This window comes from Pseudanabaena sp. BC1403 (assembly GCF_002914585.1).
Classification (GTDB): Bacteria; Cyanobacteriota; Cyanobacteriia; order Pseudanabaenales; family Pseudanabaenaceae; genus Pseudanabaena.
In genome coordinates this window covers 20,796-39,002 of record NZ_PDDM01000035.1, presented here as the reverse complement: position 1 = coordinate 39,002, position 18,207 = coordinate 20,796, and the positions used below count along the sequence as shown (strand labels likewise).

Annotated in this window: 24 protein-coding genes and 1 tRNA gene; 17 read left to right on the top strand and 8 right to left on the bottom strand. The window is 42.7% G+C overall.

Going from position 1 to position 18,207, the window contains the following annotated elements; genetic code table 11:
* Window positions 1–572, top strand: a 572-nt coding sequence (locus CQ839_RS22220) for a site-specific integrase (protein WP_103670485.1), incomplete at its 5' end; no start/stop codon positions are given.
* Here CQ839_RS22220 and CQ839_RS22215 read toward each other — a convergent pair.
* Window positions 564–1,088: a hypothetical protein gene (locus tag CQ839_RS22215; protein ID WP_103670484.1), complete on the bottom strand. Its 525-nt coding sequence runs from the start codon at window positions 1,086–1,088 to the stop codon at window positions 564–566. The two genes, CQ839_RS22220 and CQ839_RS22215, sit on opposite strands and share 9 nt — an antisense overlap.
* 52 nt (window positions 1,089–1,140) lie before the next feature.
* Window positions 1,141–1,386 carry a helix-turn-helix transcriptional regulator gene (locus tag CQ839_RS22210; protein ID WP_103670483.1) on the bottom strand — a complete coding sequence of 82 codons (246 nt, stop codon included), beginning with the start codon at window positions 1,384–1,386 and terminating at the stop codon, window positions 1,141–1,143.
* Window positions 1,387–1,804: 418 nt separating this feature from the next.
* Between CQ839_RS22210 and CQ839_RS22205 the strand changes: the two genes are divergently transcribed.
* The 4 genes from CQ839_RS22205 (at window position 1,805) to CQ839_RS22190 (ending at window position 4,295) form a co-directional block, all read left to right on the top strand.
* A complete protein-coding gene (locus CQ839_RS22205; RefSeq protein ID WP_146048788.1) occupies window positions 1,805–2,002 on the top strand; it encodes a hypothetical protein in 198 nt (65 codons plus the stop codon).
* Window positions 1,999–2,205: a hypothetical protein gene (locus CQ839_RS22200; RefSeq protein ID WP_103670481.1), complete on the top strand. Its 207-nt coding sequence runs from the start codon at window positions 1,999–2,001 to the stop codon at window positions 2,203–2,205. Before CQ839_RS22205 ends, CQ839_RS22200 begins: the two co-directional genes overlap by 4 nt.
* A complete protein-coding gene (locus CQ839_RS22195) occupies window positions 2,198–2,854 on the top strand; it encodes a hypothetical protein (RefSeq protein ID WP_103670480.1) in 657 nt (218 codons plus the stop codon). The genes CQ839_RS22200 and CQ839_RS22195 overlap by 8 nt, the downstream gene beginning before the upstream one ends.
* 211 nt (window positions 2,855–3,065) lie before the next feature.
* Window positions 3,066–4,295 carry a hypothetical protein gene (locus CQ839_RS22190; protein ID WP_103670479.1) on the top strand — a complete coding sequence of 410 codons (1,230 nt, stop codon included), beginning with the start codon at window positions 3,066–3,068 and terminating at the stop codon, window positions 4,293–4,295.
* Here the strand turns inward: CQ839_RS22190 and CQ839_RS25290 are convergent.
* Complete coding sequence (locus CQ839_RS25290; RefSeq protein WP_181016295.1) at window positions 4,275–4,502, bottom strand: hypothetical protein; 228 nt, start codon at window positions 4,500–4,502, stop codon at window positions 4,275–4,277. The genes CQ839_RS22190 and CQ839_RS25290 overlap by 21 nt on opposite strands.
* A 271-nt stretch (window positions 4,503–4,773) precedes the next feature.
* On the opposite strand from CQ839_RS25290, the gene CQ839_RS22185 reads away from it, so the two are divergent.
* Window positions 4,774–5,163: a hypothetical protein gene (locus CQ839_RS22185; protein ID WP_103670478.1), complete on the top strand. Its 390-nt coding sequence runs from the start codon at window positions 4,774–4,776 to the stop codon at window positions 5,161–5,163.
* A 156-nt stretch (window positions 5,164–5,319) separates the two neighbouring features.
* Here CQ839_RS22185 and CQ839_RS22180 read toward each other — a convergent pair whose 3' ends face one another.
* Window positions 5,320–6,174: an Rpn family recombination-promoting nuclease/putative transposase gene (locus CQ839_RS22180; protein WP_103670477.1), complete on the bottom strand. Its 855-nt coding sequence runs from the start codon at window positions 6,172–6,174 to the stop codon at window positions 5,320–5,322.
* Window positions 6,175–6,463: 289 nt separating this feature from the next.
* On the opposite strand from CQ839_RS22180, the gene pyk reads away from it, so the two are divergent.
* From pyk to CQ839_RS22165, 3 genes are all read left to right on the top strand, one after another.
* Window positions 6,464–8,236: a pyruvate kinase gene (gene pyk, locus CQ839_RS22175; RefSeq protein WP_103670476.1), complete on the top strand. Its 1,773-nt coding sequence runs from the start codon at window positions 6,464–6,466 to the stop codon at window positions 8,234–8,236.
* A 51-nt stretch (window positions 8,237–8,287) separates the two neighbouring features.
* Window positions 8,288–9,442, top strand: a complete 1,155-nt coding sequence (locus tag CQ839_RS22170; protein ID WP_103670475.1) for an iron-containing alcohol dehydrogenase — start codon at window positions 8,288–8,290, stop codon at window positions 9,440–9,442.
* Between the two features lie 162 nt (window positions 9,443–9,604).
* The gene (locus tag CQ839_RS22165) at window positions 9,605–10,075 is read left to right on the top strand and encodes a low molecular weight protein-tyrosine-phosphatase (protein ID WP_103670474.1); all 471 of its coding nucleotides are present in this window, start codon (window positions 9,605–9,607) and stop codon (window positions 10,073–10,075) included.
* 30 nt (window positions 10,076–10,105) lie between these two features.
* On the opposite strand, the gene CQ839_RS22160 is transcribed toward CQ839_RS22165, so the two are convergent.
* On the bottom strand, window positions 10,106–10,975 hold the full coding sequence (locus CQ839_RS22160; RefSeq protein ID WP_103670473.1) for a prephenate/arogenate dehydrogenase: 870 nt from the start codon (window positions 10,973–10,975) through the stop codon (window positions 10,106–10,108).
* Between the two features lie 46 nt (window positions 10,976–11,021).
* On the bottom strand, window positions 11,022–11,258 hold the full coding sequence (gene rpmB, locus CQ839_RS22155; protein ID WP_103670472.1) for a 50S ribosomal protein L28: 237 nt from the start codon (window positions 11,256–11,258) through the stop codon (window positions 11,022–11,024).
* Between the two features lie 494 nt (window positions 11,259–11,752).
* Between rpmB and CQ839_RS22150 the strand changes: the two genes are divergently transcribed.
* The 4 genes from CQ839_RS22150 to dapB all read left to right on the top strand — a co-directional run bounded on the left by CQ839_RS22150 (window position 11,753) and on the right by dapB (window position 14,079).
* On the top strand, window positions 11,753–12,124 hold the full coding sequence (locus tag CQ839_RS22150; protein ID WP_103670471.1) for a cupin domain-containing protein: 372 nt from the start codon (window positions 11,753–11,755) through the stop codon (window positions 12,122–12,124).
* A complete protein-coding gene (locus CQ839_RS22145; protein ID WP_103670470.1) occupies window positions 12,121–12,540 on the top strand; it encodes a hypothetical protein in 420 nt (139 codons plus the stop codon). The genes CQ839_RS22150 and CQ839_RS22145 overlap by 4 nt, the downstream gene beginning before the upstream one ends.
* A 21-nt stretch (window positions 12,541–12,561) precedes the next feature.
* Window positions 12,562–12,918, top strand: coding sequence for a hypothetical protein (locus tag CQ839_RS22140; protein ID WP_103670469.1), 357 nt, complete (start codon window positions 12,562–12,564; stop codon window positions 12,916–12,918).
* Between the two features lie 342 nt (window positions 12,919–13,260).
* A complete protein-coding gene (dapB, locus tag CQ839_RS22135; RefSeq protein ID WP_103670468.1) occupies window positions 13,261–14,079 on the top strand; it encodes a 4-hydroxy-tetrahydrodipicolinate reductase in 819 nt (272 codons plus the stop codon).
* 80 nt (window positions 14,080–14,159) lie between these two features.
* On the opposite strand, the gene CQ839_RS22130 is transcribed toward dapB, so the two are convergent.
* Window positions 14,160–14,232, bottom strand: a tRNA-Glu gene (locus CQ839_RS22130).
* 177 nt (window positions 14,233–14,409) lie between these two features.
* Window positions 14,410–14,841 (bottom strand): NUDIX hydrolase, encoded by a 432-nt coding sequence (locus CQ839_RS22125; protein WP_103670467.1) that lies wholly within the window; start codon window positions 14,839–14,841, stop codon window positions 14,410–14,412.
* Window positions 14,842–14,977: 136 nt separating this feature from the next.
* Here CQ839_RS22125 and CQ839_RS22120 point away from each other — a divergent pair, with 136 nt between their 5' ends.
* From CQ839_RS22120 to CQ839_RS22105, 4 genes are all read left to right on the top strand, one after another.
* Complete coding sequence (locus tag CQ839_RS22120) at window positions 14,978–15,820, top strand: response regulator transcription factor (protein WP_103670466.1); 843 nt, start codon at window positions 14,978–14,980, stop codon at window positions 15,818–15,820.
* 125 nt (window positions 15,821–15,945) lie between these two features.
* Entirely contained in the window at window positions 15,946–17,445 is a 1,500-nt protein-coding gene (gene crtD, locus CQ839_RS22115) for a C-3',4' desaturase CrtD (RefSeq protein WP_103670465.1), read from the top strand.
* A 52-nt stretch (window positions 17,446–17,497) separates the two neighbouring features.
* The gene (locus CQ839_RS22110) at window positions 17,498–17,836 is read left to right on the top strand and encodes a type II toxin-antitoxin system RelE/ParE family toxin (RefSeq protein WP_103670464.1); all 339 of its coding nucleotides are present in this window, start codon (window positions 17,498–17,500) and stop codon (window positions 17,834–17,836) included.
* The gene (locus tag CQ839_RS22105; RefSeq protein WP_103670463.1) at window positions 17,829–18,206 is read left to right on the top strand and encodes a DNA-binding protein; all 378 of its coding nucleotides are present in this window, start codon (window positions 17,829–17,831) and stop codon (window positions 18,204–18,206) included. The genes CQ839_RS22110 and CQ839_RS22105 overlap by 8 nt, the downstream gene beginning before the upstream one ends.
* The last annotated feature ends 1 nt before the right edge of the window (window position 18,207 follow it).

Genomic DNA, 18,207 nt, shown 5'->3' with positions numbered 1-18,207 from the left:
GTCAAGCAGAAATTTTGTCCGCGTCTGATTGCGATCGCATTCGTCGATCGATAATTTCCAAACATCACTTGTTACTTTGGGATATTGCCCGATATACGGGGGAACGTTGGGGGGCAATTTGCCAACTGAAAGTTAGTGATGTTTATCAGGATGCGATCGCCTCGGTTCCTCGAACCGAAATTACTTTCCAGAAACATACTCGTAAGGCTTCGCCGTCGGGCAAGCAAGAAACTCGTCAATGTCCTGTGCATCCTGAGTTAGATCGGTTGCTACACGCTTACAAGCCAAATCCATCGGGCTATTTATTCTCGTCGGGGTTTGGGGCTGCAAAGCATATCTCTTTTTCGGCATGTGATAAATGGCTTCGCGCTGCGGTGGTTCGTGCTGGTCTGGGGCATCGGGGAATTAGTTCACATTCAACCAGACGATCATTTATCACGGTGCTTTATTACGATCGCGGGGTCGATATCAAAACTTTGCAAGCAATTACCGGCCACTCTGATTTGAAAAGTTTGCAGAGATATATTGAGGTGTCCGATGATCGCAAAGTTGCCGCGATCGCTTTACTTTGATTGATATTTTTTGCCAAGGGCGGTGCAAATTTCCTTTGCACTTGCTCCCCCGGCCCACATTGCTGCGATCGCCTCGGTCTGTTTTTTGGGTATGTGGTGGTGTCGCAGTTTTCCAGAAATGTCCTGATACACGTAACGTTTGTACCAATAACATCTTTTATTCTTGCCTATGACAAAGTAATGCTCGATATAGCCATGAGTTTTCCTCGAGGTAGAAATTTCTGGAAAACTATCGAGATTGCTAGGGTTTTCCAGAAATTTGACATCGATGTCTTGGGCGGCTGCCCGATCGCATATCTCTATTTCTAGGGGTAAAACTGCCTGTGTCTGCCGATCGCTTTTGCCATTTCCTGCCAGTTCTTCTGAGAACTGGTCAAGCCGAATTTCCCCAATTACCTCGGCAAGTTGGGCGATCGCTTTTTCGTCCTTGGTCCCAATAGCAATTTTAAATCGTGGCAATATTTCTAGGACATTTTGGGGCGGTAAGTCTAAAACACTTAGCTGTAAGGTTTCCATACTTTTTCATGGCGGCGCGATGCGCCGCTAGTTTTTGTGATCGCACTGCGCTTTAGCTTTGGTTTCGTGACTTTTCAATTTCAATTGGGGAAAGTGAATCAGGTAAATTTTCTAATTCACAATCAAGTACTTTTGCAAGCTTTCTCCAATCTCCGAAAGTTAATTTAGCGATAGTCCTACCAGTCATCCAATTACTTACTGTTTGCTCTGATACTTCAAGAGCTTCAGCAATATCTTTTTGCGTAATGCCCCTTAATGCCATAAGTCCTGCTATTGGTGAAACTGATTTTTGACTCATTTATTATAAACCATTTTATATTGAATATAAAGAGCTTGCTATTTTGTATAAAGCGCTTTATAGTTGAACCAACTAACGAAAAGCGGCGCTCAACTATGAACATAGTCAAGCGCCGCCCCCGTTCGTATTAAGCCAATTGTCGCACTCATATATATCACGATCTAGAGATTCCCTATCAATTAGGTAGTCGTGATTTTTGTGCGACTTGTTTCGCTCACAAACCTAAAAACTATATGCCTTACGAAATACCGCCTAACTCTCAAGGCTCTTTCTGTGCTGGTTGCCGTGCCCGAATCTTTTGGGCACGGACTAAAAAAGGAAAGTGGATACCTTTAGACACTGACCTAAGACCACACTTTACAACCTGTCCCATGTCCAAAAGATTCAGGAAACCAAAATGTTAAGAGGTCAACCCATCATGCAACCTATTGCCCGTTATTACTCATCTCGCTCTCATCCTATGCCCGCTAATGTTGAAGATTGGATCGAGCGCCTGCCTATGGCACAAAAAATCTCGCTGGCTAGTGCCTTACTCAACCAGTGCGATCGCGTTTTTCAAACTAGTTCTAGGGTTACTGAGTTTCGCAAAGACCGTGAAGGAGATCACGCATCGTGATTAAAATCCCTGATTCTGTTGGAGTTTTGCCGCCCAAAGTCTTAGCAGCGATCGCAGTTATTCAAGCTTTAGAAATTCCTGTCATGGAGTTGTCTGAGCTGATCACCTATCTAGCCAATGTTTACAACATTGACTCAGGTATGAATTACGAGGGTTACATTTCGTTTGATATTTACAAATATAAGGTAGATGACCATGCCTAACGATGATTACGCACCGTATCTGATTAACGATCGCTCCAGCTCATTACTGCATCTGATTGATGCTTTCCAGTTCACCGAAAGCGAATTGAGTGATGTCTATGACGGCGTATTCAATCGCATGAAAAATGCTTTTGCTCCAGACAATTCCGAGAAACCGCTTACACCAATTGATGTAAGGGCTGTACGTGAATATGTTGCCACACTAAACAATCCACCAATCAGCCAAGATACAGCCGACTGGATGCGCGATCGTCGTCCTACGAAAGAAGAGGTTGACCACTCTTTAACAGCGCTGGTTAATGATTTGAAAAGCGATACTAAATTGCTGTTTGAAGTTGAAGTACTTGAAGCTTATATGCTCTTGGGTATGGTGCAAGCTGCGATCGTCTCCCTTGATATCCCAGAAAATCTAGAAAAGTTCGGACGGAAATTTATTGGTGCATTTTGCGATCGCTATCGCATCAAATACCCTGATCTGGTCAAAACTTTAGAGCTTGGATGGACAGTAACTTGCACATCAGAAGAATTCTATGACCTGATGGACTCTGATGATGAAGAGCTAAGCGTTGAAGACTTCATGAATAGTGATGTTTTGATTCATGCTCCTGACTTCGTGATGCCTGAAACACCAACAGTTTGGGAGGACTAGACAACTCAGCAATGGACGCGGCGATTAATCACCGCGCCGCCTGCTGAGTGTGTCCAAAGCACTCGGTATAGAGAGACGGTTTATGGATAGAAGAAAGCCTTGCTGCTTATTATTTTCACAAACCGACTCTCTATCAACCTACAGAAAGAATTAAGCCTGAAGCGCTTCTGGGTGATTCCTAGGTCTATATCCACATAATCACTCGCATACTATGAATATCATCGGTCTAGACGTTGGTCGTAACAACGTCACAGCCTGTTTGCTGTCGGAATATCCCGAACAGCCGCTTAAGCATTTTCAGAATATCAAAAAAGACATTATCAAATGTCAAGCCGACGCGATCGGCGTTCAGAGATTACTTGACCTCAAACCTGATGCCGTGGTCATGGAACCAACAGGAATCTGGTATAGCAATTTCTGGAAACATCTCGCAGACTTTCACAAGATTCCGATCTACTGGATTGGTCATGGAGACCTTGCAGCACAACGCGGGGCTTATGGATTTAAGAATAAAACTGACCCTGAAGATGCATTTTGCTTAGCTCTAACCTACTTTGATGAGCGCTTTGTTGACATCCACGGTAACAAGCGATATTTGGACTTTGAGACAGGCAAAGTCTCACTGGTTCGTGACTGGTTCTTTGAATGTGAGCAACTCGATAAACTGCTTAACTCATTGATTAATCAATGCCGACAACGGTTAACAATGGAGTTTCCAGAAATTGCACAGAAGGACTCACACGTATCCCAGAAATTAGGATACGCGCCTATGTGGGGATACGTTGCAGGAATTAGGGAATATGCCTATATCAAGAATCTACACGCTAAAAGCGTTGCCCGTGCGATCGGCATTGAGATCAGCGAATACACCAAACAACATGCCAAGAAGATTTGTGAGCTTCAAAAACAACTCGATCAGAAAGAGCGCGATCTAGCCTTACTCATGCAATCTGATGAGTTCGCACCATACCTAAAAGTCTTCAAAAACTTTGGTTTCGGACTTCGTAACCAAGCCCTGCTGCTATGCCAGTGCTACCCGTTCGATCGCTTCCTGCTCGACGGCAAGCCGTGGGTCACATATGATGACGGCGTGAACAAACAGGGAATACCCACATCCCAGAAAAGACATCGATCGCTTAGAAGTTTTCAGTTGTTCCTGGGGTTAGGCTATACCGAAAAACAATCTGGCGATAAAAAGGTCAAAGCCCTTGGTGGGTCTGACATCACGAGAGCTAGCCTCTATGCATGGACATTAACCTCAGTTCTACCAGAGAGGCGAGAAACATCGTGGCTAGGCAAGAAACTAAGTAAAGTTCACGATGACGGCTGGACGCTCAAAGGTTTGAAAGAAAGCAAGATTTCTGGAAAACAGAAAATCATCAGGATTTTATTTAAAGTTACCCGTATGCTTTTCTACGAGCTATGTCGGGAAACCAAGTAATGATTTCTGCGATCGCAAAAACTGCGATCGCATATTTTGAAACCAGAAAAAAGTACTAGAAAGAAAATAAAATCCTTCAAATTGACTGCAAAAGTGCCAGAATTTTTCGTTTTTCAAATTTTTGGCAATCGAAGGAGATTCAAGATTATAGATACATAGTTGAAATAAGGATTTCTCCAACTTGCCGTCTTTAATTTCTTTATTCAATCAGAAATTAAAGACATGGCTGTGAAGTATTTCAACAGGCTAACCAAGCTAAATTACGTTTAATACCAAAACACAAAGTGGCGCAGCCATTTTGTGTTTTTAAAACTCTTACGGGATTTGGCTTTTAATTCACAGAAGTGTTGTCACACTTTTGTGAATTGGTATAAGGAAGACTAAATTGATGCCAAATATTTTTTATCTTCCCATTCTTGTAGCTATATACCTTCCTTTCACAGACTACAGACATCTGAAACTATGGAATATAGATAGAATGTTTTCCTCAGTACACATCTATCAAAAACAAGAAGCTGGTAATGTAGATTATTCATCTAGCCCACATTATTTTGAAGAAGCAAAAGTTCTTGCTATATACATTGAGCCAAGGTTCAGAGGTTCGATTGATGAACTCAAAAAGAAAACTTCAGTTCCAATTGTCTTTCCATCATTTATCCCTCCTACTTCTGATGGGAGTAGGTTTAATATAACTGTAAATATAGTTAGTGCGACTGTGTCTAGCTATGAATTAATCACAGGTATTAAAGGTTGTCGTGGTGAAAACGTATGTAGGTTTTGCTCTCTAACTGGAGAATTAATCACTCCAGAGACAAAAACAGCCAATCAAAGATATTCTGAAAATTATGACGACTGCGATCGCTGGTAATGTCAAGATTGATGCTAGTGGTGATATTTTGGTTTGGGCATCGCATATATATTTCAAAAATAGCGATCGCAAGTTGTTTTTTGAAAGTTAGGATTTTGGCGATCGCAGCTTAATTTTAAAACTAGGATTTTGGCGATCGCACGTTGATTTTGAAAGTTAGGATTTTGGCGATCGCTTTGTTTTTGAAGACTTAGGTATCTTGGGCTGTTTTGTAGAAAGCTTTTGCAATTGCTGGACTTGCTTGAGAGTTAATCCAGTAAATTGGGCAACTAAATCTGTGGAGACATTGGAAAGCAACATGTTTAGAGCTATTTGACGAGCAGTTTCAGCCTTGCCTTCAGCTTTGCCTTCAGCCTTGCCTTCAGCCTTGCCTTTTGCTTCGCCTTCCAGTAAAATATCCTGATAAATCACTGATTCTTTCATGATTTCACTCCTTAGTAGTCTTTGGATGATTGCTTTATCTAAGGCTATACCCGATATTATAGCGGTAGACGCTGCTACGTTACTTTGTACTCGTTTATCGGCAATATTATCAATTTGTCTAGCCACATCTCTTAAAGTTTCTTCAGGATCGCTTGTTTTGGTTAAAACGGCGAGAGGCAATAGTCCTAGATATTGCTGAAAGATATCAGTAGGTTGTTCCCAGAGACGGACGATATTAAATTCATGGTTTAGTTGCTTAGATTTAAAGCTAGTTTGATATGCAAGTGGTGATTTTGTTGGCTTTAAATAGATAACAGTTTGATGAATTTCTTTATTAGGATATTTACCGTAAAGTCTCAACCAATAATTAGCCATCCGATATGCCATTGTCTCATCGGTTTTGGTCTGAAACTCTAAATGCACAACTATTTCTGAAGACTCTAGAAATATGACAGAATCTGCACGGATTGGCTCGGCAGAGAGTTCCGATGGTTCGAGTTTGGTTAGCAGAATGGATTTCCCCAAGAGCCAACAGGCAAAGTCTTCGGGGAAGTTCTCGGCGAGAAACTTGCAGGTATTGTCATACATCGAGGAATTTTATCATTTTTGAAGAAGCCAAATTTTCAAGTGATCGCAATGCAGCATCTCTTTGGAAAGTTAAGGTTTTAGCGATCGCATACACAATTCAAAATAGAAATCTCAGCTTGCTTTTAAAATGAAGATTTTTGCGATCGCTTGATTTTTAGATGACCTTGGCATACGAATTTTTGAAGCTGTATGAAGTATTGGTGTAACTCATGCCCCAAAGAGTAATGACAACTTGGAGAATTGTCATGAGATTCTGGTATGTTTGAGGTTCGCCGTTAGCTGACAATCCATGACCGTTAGAGAAACTTTTCGTCGCACAAAAATTGTTGCTACTATTGGACCCGCAACCAGTAGCCCCGATATGATTCGCCAGCTTATTGAAGCAGGCGCAAGCACCTTTCGCCTCAACTTTTCCCACGGCACTCATGCTGACCACCATCGCAGCATTTGCAATATTCGCCAAGTATCTAGCGAACTCAATCAACCAGTGGGCATTTTGCAGGATTTGCAAGGGCCAAAAATTCGCCTTGGGGTATTTAAAGAAGGCCCAATTACTCTTAATAAAGGTGACAAATTTACACTCACTAGCCGCAAAGTTGATGGTAACTCTGAAATTAGTTGCATTACCTATGACACCCTTGCCGAAGAAGTGCCGATCGGCGCAGTAATCATGCTCGATGACGGCAAAGTAGAGATGGTCGTCGAAGATGTAAATGTGGAATTAGGTGATCTTTATTGTCGCGTGGTCATTGGCGGCACACTTTCTAATAATAAAGGGGTAAATTTCCCGAATGTGCACTTATTGGTCAGTGCGATGACCGATAAAGATCGCGAAGACCTACGTTTTGGCCTGTCTGAAGGCGTGGATTGGGTAGCACTTAGCTTTGTCTGTAATCCTGAAGATGTGCTAGAGGTAAAAGACTTGATTGCTGCTTCAGGTCGGAAAGCTAGCGTCATTGCCAAAATTGAGAAGCACGAAGCGATCGCTAACATGGAAGCGATTCTCTCGGTCTGCGATGGCGTGATGGTAGCAAGGGGAGATCTAGGTGTGGAAATTCCTGCGGAAGATGTACCGATCGCCCAAAAGCAATTGATTAAAACTGCCAATCGCTTAGGCATTCCAGTTATTACCGCGACACAAATGCTCGATAGCATGGTCAGTAGCCCTCGTGCCACCCGCGCCGAAATCTCTGACGTTGCAAATGCGATCATCGATGGCACTGATGCCGTGATGCTCTCTAACGAAACTGCCGTGGGGAAATATCCGATTTTGGCTGTGGAAACGATGGCAAGAATTGCCGTTCGCATCGAAAGAGAACAAGATCTAAAAATGCAACCCCTTGAAAGCATGGGACGGGCTGTGCCCAATGCTATCAGTCAAGCTGTGGGCAGAATTGCCATTCAACTTAATGCAGCTGCGATCGTTACTCTTACCAAAACAGGCTCAACAGCTCGCAATGTTAGCAAATTCCGTCCACCGATTCCGATTTTGGCAGTTACGCCCAATGTCCAAGTCGCACGGCGATTGCAAATGGTCTGGGGTGTGCAGCCAATGGTATTAATATCTTTGCCATCAGCAAGACAAAATTTTGAAGCCGCCCTCAACCTTGCTCAAGAGATGAAATTGCTCTCCGCAGGTGATTTGGTGGTTATGTCGGCAGGCACACTGCAAGACGTGGCAGGCTCTACGGATTTAATCAAAGTGGAGTTTGTTTCATCGGTAGTTGGCAAAGGCTTAAGCATCGGCTCTGGCATTGTTTATGGACGCGCTAGAGTTGCTTTCCATCACCTTGATGTCCGCGACTTTAACGAAGGTGAAATTCTTGTCATCGATCGCACTGATGCCGACTATATCGAAGTAATTCGCAAAGCATCTGCCGTAATTACTGAAGAATCAAGTCTTGATTCTCATGCAGTGGTGATCGGTCGCAGGCTGGGTATACCAGTGTTGATCGGGGTACACAATGCTACAGGATTCATTCGTGATGGTGAACCACTAAGCGTTAACTTCAGCAAAGGCATGATCTACTCTGGTTCGCGATCGGACGATCTAACGTTTTAGTTATATTAAAGTTGATGTTTCGCATCAGCTTTAATATTTTTTGAGTTAGTCATGGAAAATTTTGCTTTTTACAATCCAGTCAAGATTTTATTTGGCAAAGGTCAAATTGCGAATATCAGTGCAGAAATTCCTGCTGATGCCAAAATCCTAGTCATCTATGGTGGCGGTAGCATCAAAACTAACGGAGTTTACGAGCAAGTAAAAGCAGCCCTCACAGGGCATAACTTTCTCGAATTTGGCGGAATTGAGGCAAATCCACATCTTGAAACATTGCTCAAAGCAGTTGAATTGATTCGAGCTGAAGGGATTGATTTTTTGCTGGCGGTGGGCGGCGGCTCCGTCCTTGATGGTACAAAATTTATTGCTGCCGCAGTTCCCTTTGAAGGTGATCCTTGGGATATTTGTGCCAAACAAGCCCCTGTCAAAGCGGCAATTCCCTTGGGTTCAGTGTTGACTTTGCCAGCTACTGGTTCTGAGATGAACACTAGCTCTGTGGTTACCAAATGGGAAACCCAAGAAAAGTTGTTTTTCTCTAGCCCGCTTGTATTTCCCAAATTCTCAGTTTTAGACCCTGAAACAACTTACTCGTTGCCTATTCGTCAGGTTAGTAATGGAATTGTTGATGCCTATGTTCATGTTATGGAACAGTATTTGACATATCCTGCTAATGCGCCATTACAGGATCGGATGGCTGAGTCTATTCTCAAAACCTTGATCGAAGAAGGTCCGAAAATCTTAGCGGATCTCCATAACTACGAAGCTCGTGCCAATGTAATGTGGTGTGCCACAATGGCGCTCAATGGAATAATCGGTGTCGGTGTACCTCAAGATTGGGCAACGCACATGATCGGTCATGAGCTAACGGCGCTACATGGCATCGATCATGCTCAGACTTTGGCGATCGTGTTGCCAAATATGCTGACGATTAGACGCGATCTCAAAAGGCAAAAGCTCTTGCAATATGCTGATCGCGTTTGGGGTCTTGTCGATGGCACAGAAGAGGTACGCATTGATCGGGCGATCGCGAAAACTCGCGACTTTTTTGAGACTGTCGGCGTTTGTACCCATCTATCAGACTACGGCGTGGGACTAGATGTGATTCCCAAAATTATCGATCGCTTCGAGAAGCGTGGTTTTGTCGCCTTAGGCGAAAATCAAGATGTTACACCCAAGGTTGTCGAACAAATTTTAGCGCTCTGTGCTTAACTTCTTTCTGTAAAGGTGCTGCTTTACAGCACCTTTATACCAATTCACAAAAGTGTGACAACACTTCTGTGAATTAAAACCCAAACCCTGTAAGGGTTTTAAAAACACAAAATGGCGTAGCCATTTTGTGTTTTGGTATTACATGGTTTATGGAATATAAATATGACCAAAAAACTTCTATTTGTTTGCCTCGGAAATATTTGCCGATCACCTGCGGCAGAAAATATTATGAATCATTTAGTTGAGAAGCAAGGACTAGGCGATCGCTTTATCTGCGATTCGGCGGGTACTGGTGGCTGGCATGTGGGTGCACCACCCGATCGCCGTATGCGTGCGGCTGCCAAAGAACGTGGCTTAGATTTTGTTGGCTCAGCTAGACAATTTCAGGCGATGGATTTGCGCGAATTTGACTTGATTCTGGCGATGGACAAAGATAATTATCGCAATATTCTCGTTCTCGATCCGCAAGGGAAATTTACGGACAAGGTGAAGATGATGTGTGACTTCTGCGAAACTTACACCGATAAAGAAGTTCCTGATCCCTATTACGGTGGTGCAGATGGATTTAACTATGTCATCGATCTGCTATTTGATGCCTGTGGTGGTCTTCTCAAATCTTTTCCCAAAAAATGAAGAGCGGGCGCAAAGCGCCCTCTCTTCATTTTAATCAACGTAAAATGCGCGATCGCGTTGAGTATTAGCTAAAAAAGCCTCTAATTCTTCCCATTGTTTGTTCTCAATTAAACTAATCACTTGTTGCAAAGATTGCTGATAGTTTTGCAGCGATCGCAATACAGCCGATTGATTATATTCCGACATTAGTCTCCCTAGTTCAGGATTACCACCGCCAACGCGACTAGTATCACGGAACCCCGAACTCGCTAAATTTTGCGCTAATTTTAAAACCGTCCGATCACTTTCCCCCTGACAAGCCGCAATCAAACTAGCACTAATCATTACAGGGGCATGGCTAATCATGGCGACGGCGCGATCATGTTCTTCAGGGCTACATTCATAGACATTCATGCCCACTAACTGCCATAGCGATCGCACTTTCTCAACAGCCTCAAGATCATGACTGGGCGTAACTACACAGGGACGATTTTGAAATAGATTGCGTTCGGCAGCTAAAATTCCTTGAAATGCAGTTCCCGCCATCGGATGACTGCCCACAAATCGCTGATTAAATTGCTGGCAAATCTTCAATGCTGGCTCAACGATCGCTGATTTGACCGAGCCAACATCCGTAAAAATGACGTTAGAAGCTAATTTTGGCGCGAGTGCGGAAATCGTCGGCAAAATTGCTGCGATCGGCGTACAGATGACAACGATATCAGTTTGACTGAGAATGCGATCGGGAATATCTGCAATATTTGTACTAGCGATACTTACGGCAGCGATCGCTGCTGCTTGTTTGCAGGTTTCAGAGTTGCGACTGATGCCCCACACATAGTGATGATCTTGCGATGAAGCGAGCAGATCTAACCCTAGCGAGCCACCAATTAAACCTAAACCAACTATACCAATATTCATAAAGTCTCCAACATAATAGAGGGGCGCAAAGCACCCCTCTTATTATTTAGAATTTGCGAAGGTCAATACCTGCTTCTTTCGCAAATGCGGAGAGTCCTTTCTTTTGCAAAGTCTTAATGGCTTTGGTGGAAATTTGTAATTTTACAAAACGCTTTCCTTCTTCCCACCAAATTCTTTTGTCTTGTAAGTTTACGTGTTGTAAGTGCTTATGACGCTTGTGTGAGAAAGAAATCGATACGGAATTATTGGCTTTTTTGCCTGTTAGTTGGCATACACGACCCATAGTACTAGTCTCCTATTTTTTCAGTCCAGCTAACCATACTACAGCCTTAAAGCATACTTTTGCAATCCAGAAACAATTTTTGCAGAAATTCTCATTATGAAACCAATTTCGAGTTTTCCTTTGCCTATAACGCAGTAATACCAATTCACAAAAGTGTTGTCACACTTCTGTGAATTAAAAAGCAAACCCTGTAAGGGGTTTAAAAACACAAAGTGGCTAAGCCACTTTGTGTTTTGGGATAAAACTCAAAAAAAATAATTCTTAAAACGAGAATTACTATTATTTTTGCAATAATCTTGGCTCTCAAAATCTTACTTGGTTTGATTTCCCATTCTTGAAAGTGTACCTACATTTTCAAGAATGGGTATGAAAATTATTTGGTTAGTTAGCCTTGAAAGGTGCGAGATCAGACAATCAAAAATTGTAAATGTAGTTAGACTCCTACTTATCTCTCTTACTTGTATATAAAGCAAAGCCTAAAAAACAAAATAATCATGAGTAAAGCTCGAATATTCGATAGCTCTCAATTTTTTCAAGCAACTGATGGAGAGCCAATTCGTTCAGTAGTTACTGAATCCCCAGATGCAGTTGTTGTCGCTTGGTATATCAACCCAAACCAAAAAATTCCGCCTCACTTGCATCCCAACGGACAAGACACTTGGACGATCATAAGTGGCAAGGGAGAATATTATTTGGATAAAACTGGCGCTACGCAACCAATCGCCGCAGGGGATGTTGTGGTTGCTCATACTGGCTCAGTGCATGGAGTATTAAATAATGGGAGCGAGCCTCTAGTTTTTATTTCAGTGGTTAGTCCTGCTACTGCGGGATATCAACTTGTTGAGATCGAAGGTACAAATTCATGAAGTGGTTAATTCAATATTTACGCGACATTAAGATCGGTAAAGTTGTGCTTTGGTGCTACTTGATTTGGTATGTCGTTATTGTTTATTTCTATTTTGATCCATTGCCTAAGACTTGGATTAATGCTCTGGGGATAAGTGCTGTGATTGGCACAGGGCTTGTATTAAGCATCTCTTCTAACAAGAGCGATAGTGTAGATTACTGGCAAACATTCCGACTTTATCTCATGCCATTTTGCGTTTCTAGTTTTTCAGCACTGATCAAAGATCGAGGTTTTATTGTATTTGTTTCTCCGAAAATCACAGAAACATTAGTTGCCATCTCTTGTTGCGTTCTATTTTTAGCGATCGTCTTTACCATCAAATTAATCAACAAAAAATTAGCTTGGCAGTCAACTAATTTAGAAGGTAACGTATAGATAAAATTGGGATTCAAAAACATGCAAATCACCCTAGAAATACCTGATGACATTGCCCTACGGTTAGAATCTCGCAAAGACAGTCTTCCGCAAATTTTAGCTTTAGGTTTACAAGAAATTACTGCCAACCCTTCCACAGAATTTACTGGACTGACTGAAATTTTAGAATTTTTCGCTAAACTACCATCTCCTCAAGAAATTCTCGCACTACACCTATCTCCATCTGTACAAACAGAGATAGAAAACCTCTTAGATAAAAATCGTACAGACGGATTAAATGAAAGCGATCAACGTCTATGGCAGCATTATGAATTTATTGAGCATCTAGTCCGTCTAGCCAAAGCCAAAGCCATGCTCAGAATCCAACAAGACCAATGAGCAAAACTTACATTTCGGCAAGTTTGCGCCGTACCGTAAGTTACTAAAGTAAAAACTTCCGAGAAATTTATCACAACCCGACACATCAACAAACTTTGAACTAGATGAAATATTCAGTGCAATTAGTCAAGCTCTAGAAGTAATTAATGAATCTTCAAATAACCTGTAAACCATAGGCGAGTTGCAAAAAATGGCAACGGATGTATATTTAACACCTAACAAATCCTTGATGGATTCATTAGATCCGCTTACGACATCCTGTTCTGCTCAAAAAGCGCAGGCACACTGCAAGTGACATTGTTTGTCTTAATATTTAGCCAGAGTAAACCTTGAAAATTATTTATGACTAATAACAAAATTCCTGTCGTTGTTTCTGGGGCGACAGGCAAAATGGGGCGCGAAATTATTAAAGCGATCGCCCAATCACCAGACATGATGCTCGCAGGTGCGATCGGCAGATCGCACATTGGCGAAGATATCGGCGAAGTTATTGGTATTGGCGAATTAGAAATACCTGTGACCGATAATCTCGAAGTTGTCCTTGCCCAAGCTGCGCAAGAATCACAACTACCAGTGATGGTCGATGTCACCCACCCCAGCATCATTTATGACAATATTCGTTCCGCGATCGCATATGGTGTGCGTCCTGTCGTTGGGACAACAGGCTTAAGTGAACAGCAAATTGCCGATCTTGCCATTTTTGCGGACAAAGCCAGTACAGGCTGCATTATTGCCCCAAATTTCTCCGTCGGTGTAATTTTGATGCAGCAAGCCGCGATCGCTGCCGCCAAATATTTCCAGCATGTGGAAATTATCGAACTGCACCACAATCAAAAAGCTGATGCTCCTAGCGGTACTGCAATCAAAACTGCACAAATGCTCTCAGAACTAGGTCAATCTTTTAATCCGCCTAGCGTTAATGAAAAAGAACATCTCACAGGTGCAAGGGGCGCAACCTATGGCGAAAACATTCGCATTCACAGTGTCCGTATGCCTGGAATAGTTGCACGGCAAGAAGTGATTTTTGGGGCAATGGGAGAAACTTTAAAAATTGAGCATAATGCTAGCGATCGCACCTGTTATATGGCAGGTGTATTGCTTTGTGTCCGCAAAGTACTTGCGCTCAAGTCACTGATTTATGGCTTAGAAAAATTACTCTGAAATTCAAGTGCGCGAAGCGCACTTGAATTTCAGCAATAAAAAAGCACTCGCGTTGCGAGTGCTTTTTTATTAGTGAAGAATACCCCCAGGGGAATTCGAATCCCCGTCGCATCCGTGAAAGGGATGTGTCCTAGGCCTCTAGACGATGGGGGCGTGTTCTTGACCTTTATTAAGATACATACCAGACTGAAACTTTGTCAACACCTAAAGCAAACTTTTTTTATGACTTACAGCATTTTTTGCTCAAGCTCGAACCAATAAATGGGTTGAGAGTGTTGTAAAGCAACACTCTCAACCCATTTATTGTGATTATTTGGATCGTGAATTGTTCTAATTGATGGCAGGTCGAATGCCATAGTTGCGATAGCGCCAATAATCTTTCAAGATTTGTGCATGATCGAAACATAGCTGATTAGGTATTTCCCAAGCCGCGAACATGCCGACAGACTTGGCATCATCATCGGCTTTTGGTTCACCGACTGCTTCAGCCATGTACACGGCACTAATCGTATGTAGACGCTCATCACGGCTAGGATCAGAATAGATGCCTAACAAACCGATTAACTCCACCTGTAGCCCCGTTTCTTCCTGCGCTTCTCGCCTTGCCGCATCTTCTAGTGTTTCGCCATAATCGACAAATCCACCAACGATCGCCCAGCCGTGGGGTGGATTTAGGCGCTCAATTAACACAATTGGTTGATTCGGGCGATCGCGGAGGGCAATGATGATATCAACCGTAGGAACTGGATTTCGATATTTCACTTGATTTACGGATTTATTAAAATAAAGAGAGTGGCGGTGCGAAGCACTGCCACTCTCTTTATGAGCTGTAAGACAGCGCTTTTCGCACTCTAGAGGGTAATTACAGCTACAAAATGCGGCTTCACACTAAGTTATCATGCAGATTCATAATCCGAGAGCTATAAGCATTACTCGGCAGGAGAGTATTTCTTTGATCCCAATCAGCATAGAAATTGTAGAAGGTAATCCGAATCTTGCCTCTCTCTTGGGTTGGCATTTGCAGCAGATTGGCTATTCGGTATTTCAGGCTGTTAGTTGTCAGCAAGCAAAGCTCGTGTTTCAAAAGCAGCAGCCCAGTTTGGTGATCTTGAGTACCGATTTGCCTGATGGGGATGGTATCGAGTTATGTCGCTGGCTTCATAAACAAAGAAGTTCGTTAATATTCGTGATTTCGTCGCGCACTAATGAATCTGACATCGTAGAGGGTTTAAAAGCGGGTGCAGATGACTATTTGACGAAGCCCTTTGGGATGCAAGAATTTTTGGCAAGGGTGGAGGCATTGACTCGCAGACTACGCACGTCTGCACCTCCCGCTTGCTTGGATTATGGTGTGCTGAAGATCGATTTGGTGCAACGACAGGTGAGGCTAAAGGGTAATGCGATCGATCTAACGCCTCAAGAATTTAGTCTGCTCTATGTTCTCGCTCAGTCAGAGGGTCTTGCCTTGAGTCGCGCTGAGCTTCTGCAACGTGCTTGGCCAGATGAGATTAATAATCCGCGTACAGTTGATACGCATGTTCTATCGTTACGCAAAAAACTAGAGGTTGATCCGCAACAACCAAATTTGATTCAAACAGTACGAAATATTGGCTATCGCTTTAATCCTGAAGCGTTAATGCGACCGCCTTTACGTCCTAATTCTCAAATTTCAAATAACTCAAATAGCGATCGCCCACCACAATTCACCGCTCCACCTAGTCGGTCTTTCGCCAAATACTAAAACTCCAAAAGGAAAATCGCCAGCATAGCTGGCGATTTTCCTTTTGGAGTTTTAAGCTTTCTTTTGCGAATTAGAATTAAGAAGTAATCACTTTATTTTAATTCGCAAAAACAAAAAATCTCTAAATGTTGATAAAAGTGACACAGAAAATTATTGTGGTTGGGGCGGGAATTGGTGGTTTGACTACAGCAGCATTGTTAGCAAAGCGTGGTTATGAAGTCATTGTTTATGATCTGGCTCTTGTTGCGGGTGGTTGTGCATCCACATTTAAGCGGCGCGGATTTACTTTTGATGTCGGTGCGACACAGGTAGCAGGATTAGAATCTGGTGGAATTCACGATCGCATTTTTAAAGAATTAGAAATAGAACTTCCTGAAGCGACCTATTGCGATCCAGCTTGTGCAGTATTTTTACCAAATGAACAAGAACCGATTAATGTCTGGCGCGATCGTCAACAATGGAAACTAGAACGCCAAAAACAATTTCCCAATAGCGAACCATTTTGGCAATTTCTGGAAGATCTGTTTTGGCGAAGTTGGCGCTTCCAAGGACGCAATCCGATTTTGCCACCACGTAATATTTGGGATATATGGCAATTAGTTAAAGCTTTGCGAATCGATACCTTGGCGACAGTTCCCTATACATTTTCAACAGTAGGCGATGCTTTACGAGGCTTTGGATTAGCAAGTGACAAAAGATTGCGAACATTTCTCGATTTGCAATTGAAGCTCTATTCACAGGTGAATGCTGAAGAGACAGCGTTGCTCTACGCCGCGACAGCTTTAGCAGTTTCGCAATCTCCTTTAGGTCTGTTTCATCTCAAGGGAAGTATGCAAGTTTTAAGCGATCGCCTGATCGAAAGTATTGAACGTGATGGAGGACAGATCTTGATGCAGCATGAAGTAACTGCGATAGAAGATCAAGGAAAAATTAAAAAGGTAAAAGTAAAAAATCTGAGGACGGGTGCAACTTCGTGGGATGAGGCGGCTCATGTTGTAGCGAATGTGACGGTGAATAATTTTGTGAAGCTTTTGGGAGATGGAGCGCCCAAGGGATATGCTAATCGAGTTGCAAATCTCAAGCCTGCTTCGGTTGCATTTGTTGTCTATTTAGGAGTCGATCGCGCTGCGATTCCTGATAACTGTCCGCCGCATTTACAGTTTTTGGAAGCGGGTGATAAACCTCATTCTCTATTTATTTCTGTTAGTAAAGAAGGTGATGGACGCGCTCCAGCAGGAAAAGCAACGATTATTGCGTCAGAGTTTACTGATGCGGCTGTTTGGTATGGCGATGAAGATTATCAGGAACTTAAAAAGAGATTTACAGAAAGGGCGATCGCACAGTTAAGTGAATATTTTCATCTCAATGAGCAAACAATCATTCATGTAGAGGCGGCTACACCCCAAACTTTTGCACGCTATACAGGTCGAGATCGCGGCATCGTTGGTGGCGTAGGAATGCGCGTCTCTACCTTTGGCCCCTTTGGATTTGCCAATCGCACTCCAATCAAAAATATCTGGCTAGTCGGCGACTCTACCCACCCAGGCGAAGGAACCGCAGGGGTTAGTTATTCAGCGCTAACAGTAGTAAGGCAAATAGAGCAAGCATCACGTAAACTGATTTAATAGCGTTAAATCATTACATCACGAAGCAACTACACAAAACTAAGTCAAGCTGATGTCAGCACAACCAAGAGAAATTAGGCAATACATCACAGCCGAAGGCAAAATTCCTTTTGATGAGTGGATTAACTCATTGCGAGATATTCGGGCAAAAGCAAGAATTGAACAACGTCTTGATCGTTTACTATTAGGTAATTTAGGTGATTATAAGCCTATAGGTGACGGTATATACGAACTGCGAATTGACTATGGTAATGGCTATCGCATTTATTTTGGGCAAATTGGATTAGTTGTAATATTGCTACTATGTGGCGGCGACAAAAGCACCCAAAATCGTGATATCCGCAAGGCTAAAGAATATTGGCAAGATTTTAGGAGGCAGAACAATGAGTAAAACGGCGAGTCAATCAACCTATAAGGCAAGCGTAGATTATCACTCATCCCATATTGTCCGATTACAAGATCCTGAGTATGCCGCAGTATATCTTGACGTTCATCTTGAAGATCATGAGCCATCGGATATTGAAGCTAATCTACTCAAACTAGCTCTTGGTAATGTTGCCGAAGCTCTTGCTCCTGAACAATTAGCAGCCTATAACGCAACCATAGAATCGATCATGCAACAGCAAGGTGCAGAAGCGATCTATGGTTTAGCAAACTGGCTCAAGGGGTTAGGGCTTAAACTGACGGTGACAGTTGATGCTGCTGAAGCTCAGTCTGAAAATCCCGATCGCACGTTAGAAGAGTTAGATATTGCGGCTTAGA